The 4,033-nt window shown below is 66.1% G+C and carries 4 protein-coding genes; all 4 read left to right on the top strand.

Annotated elements, in window-relative coordinates:
* Positions 1-344 (top strand): exopolysaccharide biosynthesis protein (locus tag D2K64_RS22975; RefSeq protein WP_238384390.1); only part of this gene is annotated, 344 nt, incomplete at its 5' end.
* Positions 325-555 (top strand): hydantoinase B/oxoprolinase family protein, encoded by a 231-nt coding sequence (locus D2K64_RS25235; protein ID WP_202910805.1) that lies wholly within the window; start codon positions 325-327, stop codon positions 553-555. The genes D2K64_RS22975 and D2K64_RS25235, both read left to right, overlap by 20 nt.
* Positions 556-986: 431 nt before the next feature.
* Positions 987-2,504: an amidohydrolase family protein gene (locus tag D2K64_RS22965; protein ID WP_306418953.1), complete on the top strand. Its 1,518-nt coding sequence runs from the start codon at positions 987-989 to the stop codon at positions 2,502-2,504.
* The gene (locus tag D2K64_RS22960; protein WP_120010702.1) at positions 2,504-3,463 is read left to right on the top strand and encodes a CobW family GTP-binding protein; all 960 of its coding nucleotides are present in this window, start codon (positions 2,504-2,506) and stop codon (positions 3,461-3,463) included. The genes D2K64_RS22965 and D2K64_RS22960 overlap by 1 nt, the downstream gene beginning before the upstream one ends.
* Positions 3,464-4,033: the final 570 nt, after the last annotated feature.

The raw sequence follows: 4,033 nt of genomic DNA, 5'->3' as shown, positions 1-4,033 counted from the left end.
GGCGCAAAACCTCGGCAAGCGCTCCAGCACGCCTGGGCTTACGCCCTCTGTCACGCCGCCTGATGGCCAAAGTCGAGATAAGATCACTCTTGGACGAGATCGGAAAAGCCGGCACGGAAGATAACGGACTACTGGTATCAGACCTCCTGAAGAAGCTCGGGCAGAACATTTTTGGCCCGTTGATGCTGATCCCGGCCCTGTTCATCATCTCACCCTTCTCTGCCATCGTCAGCTTCGACAGCGTTATGGGCATCCTGGTCGCGCTTGTGGCGGTCTGGATGCTGTTTGGGCGCAAGCGTACTCGCTGCCAAAAAGATCCTCAGATTGAGGATCGGCCGGGATGAGCTGGAGAAGATCCTCCGCTGTGGCCCGTCGATGCCATCCTCGCCTCCTCAGGCTCCAGCCTACTACGCCGTGCTCGCCATCGCTGTCAGCAAGATCGCGGCCAATGCCGGCTGCTACCGTCCGGTCACGGTTGTTGTGCCGGAGGGATTGATCGTCGTTCCGCGTCATCCGGCTCCGGTGGCTGACCCGTGGCTGTGGCTCATCACCTAGCCACCACAATAGTCGGTGCACTGCACCAGGCGGTGCCCGGACGTGTACCCGTCGCCTATTACGGCGTCTCCTATGTCTGTTCCTTCCAGACAATCGGCGAGCGAGGAGAGTGCGGCGTGCTGGTGGAGATCTAGATCGCGGGCACCGAAGTTGACGAGAACCAGGACGGGCTGAATGCCTGGGTCTATGGCCTGCACAACAATACCTCTATCCCGTCAGGATGATCGCGGCGAGTGGCCGCTCTGGCCAATGCCGTCTCCGGCCGGCTTGACTGCGATTGATAGCCCGCGACGGATCGACGGGCGCGGCCGGCGGATCATTTTCCATCCTGCCATGGTCACCGCCGCATTGCGAAGGCCGCCCGATGCGTCTCTACTGCAGGAACCGGGACCTGCCGTAGCCGGGATCCATGCGGTCGCGGGCCCGGCAGGATGGCTTCTGGCAGGTGGAGTGGCGATATGGGCGGGTTGGTGATTAGCGGCGGTCGGGTGGTGGATCCGGCGAGTGGGATGGATGCCGTCGCGGATGTGGTGGTTCAGGATGGCCGGATCGCGGCCATCGGCACCGGGCTGGGCGAGGCCGAGCGGGTGATCGATGCCACCGGCCTGGTGGTCGCCCCCGGCTTCATCGACCTGCACGCGCATGGCCAGTCCATCCCTGCCGACCGGATGCAGGCCTTTGACGGCGTGACCACGACGCTGGACCTGGAAGCCGGCGTGATGCCGGTGGCCTCCTGGTACCGGCGCCAGGCAGAGCAAGGACGCGTCCTGAACTATGGCGCCGCCGTCAACTGGGCCTTCGCCCGCATCGGCGCCATGGTTGGCACCAACGAGGAATCTTCGCTCGAGGCCTTTGGGCGTGCCATGCGCGACCGGCGCTGGATGGACAACATCGCGACGGATGCGGAGATGGACGGCATCCTGGATCGCATTGCCCTGGGGCTGAGCGAGGGCGGCATCGGCATCGGCATCCTCAACGCTTATGCCCCAGGTGCCGGGGTGCAGGAGCTGACGGCGGTGTGCCAGCTGGCGGCGGAGCGAAAGGTGCCGACCTTCACCCACGTCGCCTACATGGCGCGCATCGATCCGCAGAGCGCCGCCGAGGCCTATATCCGCCTGATCGGCTATGCCGGTGCCACGGGCGCGCACATGCACATCTGCCACTTCAACAGTTCCAGCAAGACGGATATCGCCCGCTGCTACGAGCTGGTGCGCAAGGCGCAGTCGCAGGGCCTGCCGATCACGGTGGAAGCCTATCCCTACGGTACCGGCTCCACCGTGCTCGCCGCCGCCTTTTTCAGCGATCCCGAGTTCGAGGCCCGCAACGGGCTTGGCTACGATTCCGTGCAGCGGGTGACGGATGGGCACCGTTTTCGCGACCGCAACGAGCTGATGGCGGCGCAGTCCGACGATCCGTCGCAGCTGGTGCTCTGGCACGTGCTGGACATCGAGCACAATGAGCGGCACCGCGAGTTGCTCGACATGGCGGTGCTGTATCCGGACGGCGCCATCGCCTCGGACGCCATGCCCTGGAGCATGCCGGATGGCAGCACCTACACGGGCGAGGCCTGGCCGCTGCCGGAGGATGCGACCTCCCACCCGCGCTCGGCCGGCTGCTTCACCCGCTTCATCCGCCACTGGGTGCGCGAGCGGCAGGCCGTCTCACTGCTGGAGGGCATCCGCAAGTGCTCGCTGATCCCCGCACAGATCCTGGAGAGCAGCACGCCGGCCATGCTGGGCAAGGGCCGCCTCTCGGCGGGCGCGGACGCGGATGTGGTGGTGTTCGACCTTGAGACGCTGACCGACCGTGCCGAATTCACCGCTATGAATCGCGCGGCCGAAGGGGTGCGGCACCTGCTCGTCAGCGGCGAGCCGGTGATTGCAGACGGCGTGCTGGACTTGGCGGCGCGTTCCGGCAAGCCGGTGCGGCGGCCGAGCATTACCCGCTGATGACAGGCGGCCCCGTTCCCATTGTCCTCGTCACCGGCTTTCTGGGGGCGGGCAAGACCACGGTGGTGAACCACATCCTGGCAGAGGCCGATGGCCGGCGCATTGCCGCCGTGGTTAACGACTTCGGTGCCATCAACATCGATGCCGAGCTGGTTGCCGGCGCCAGTGACGGCGTGGTCAGCCTTGCCAATGGCTGCATCTGCTGCACGCTGGAGGGCGACCTGCTGCGCACCTTGGCCAATCTGCTGCGCCGCGATCCGCGCCCCGAGGCCATCGTGATCGAGACCAGCGGCGTGGCCGACCCGGCTGACATCGTGCGGAACCTGATGGATCCGGTGATCTGGCGGGAAGCGCCGCTGGAGACGGTGTTGTGCGTGGTGGACGCCACCGCCGCAGCGGGAGGCTTGGAGGACCCGCTGCTGCGCGCCCAGCTCCGCATGGCCGATGTGGTGGCGCTGAGCAAGACCGATTTGGCTGATGCGGCCGGGCAGCGATCGATCCGCATGGCACTGGCTGCCCTTCGCCCAGCCGCCGTGCTGGTGGAGGCGCCGGAGGGACGCATACCGCTGCCGGTGGTGCTGCCAGAGGATCCCGCCCGCCCGCCGCGGCAGCGAGAGGCCGGCCCCCGTCGCCCGCGCATCGACCGCTTCGAGACGCTGAGCTGGACGGCCGAGGCGCCACTATCCCTGCCACGGTTCCAGGCAGCCATCGGGCGGCTCGCCTCCCGGTTGGCGCGGGCCAAGGGAATGTTCGAGGCGGTGGAGCAGCCGGGGCGTTCGTTCCTGTTCCAATTGGCAGGCGGCCGCGCGACGCTGGCGCCGATGACGCAAGGGCCAGAAGCGTCGGCCACCGGGCTGCCGCGCGCCCGGATCGTATTCATCCTAGAGATCGGACGCCTCTCGCTTGAGGAAATCAGTGTGGAGCTGGGCCAATGCGTGGCTCTGCCTGCAGGCCGGTGATAGCCCGGCCAGGACCCTCGATCCGTCTGCCTCCGGATATGCGGATCCGATATGATCGGAGTTCGAGGGTAGTGTGGATCACGCCACCCTGAGCATCGCGTAGCGCGTCGCGACGCAGGCCAGGACATTTGGCCTCAGCCATCTGGAACACGGCAGTACAGGTTCCATGACCCCCGAAATGACCGTTGCACGTCCGGATGGGGAGGTGGTGCCGGGTTCCTGGGAAAGGCAGAGCAGGTCGCGAATGTCGCGCTCGCGGTTGGCGACGGAGACGGGGCATACTGGCTTACCCAGCAGGGCCATCCACTGCTTGAGGTCGCCGAGACAGCGGGCATTTTCCTTGGCCGTGGTTGCAACTCTGGCGGGATGGCCGCCAGCTTGAGCGCACCCTCTCCTCCGAATTTTACCCGTATCACCTCTGCGTTGGTTCAACTCTGCTGGCACAAGCCCCTAACCTTGCTCCGGGGTATTCTGCGAGGTGGGAACATCCTCCGGGTCGCGTTCCTGGACGTGGTGTAGGACCTGACCGCCTTTGAAGTGGCGGTCACCACGGTGGTTCTCGGTAGGGTT

Origin of the sequence: Teichococcus vastitatis, assembly GCF_003604215.1 — a bacterium.
GTDB lineage: Bacteria > Pseudomonadota > Alphaproteobacteria > Acetobacterales > Acetobacteraceae > Pseudoroseomonas > Pseudoroseomonas vastitatis.
The sequence above is the reverse complement of the archived record's forward strand: the minus strand, read 5'-3'. Positions and strand labels throughout refer to the sequence as shown.

Bases quoted from the DNA above. Each gene is read 5' to 3' on its own strand.
- D2K64_RS22965 (WP_306418953.1), top strand. From the start codon at position 987: ATGGCTTCTGGCAGGTGGAGTGGCGATATGGGCGGGTTGGTGATTAGC.
- D2K64_RS22960 (WP_120010702.1), top strand. From the start codon at position 2,504: ATGACAGGCGGCCCCGTTCCCATTGTCCTCGTCACCGGCTTTCTGGGG.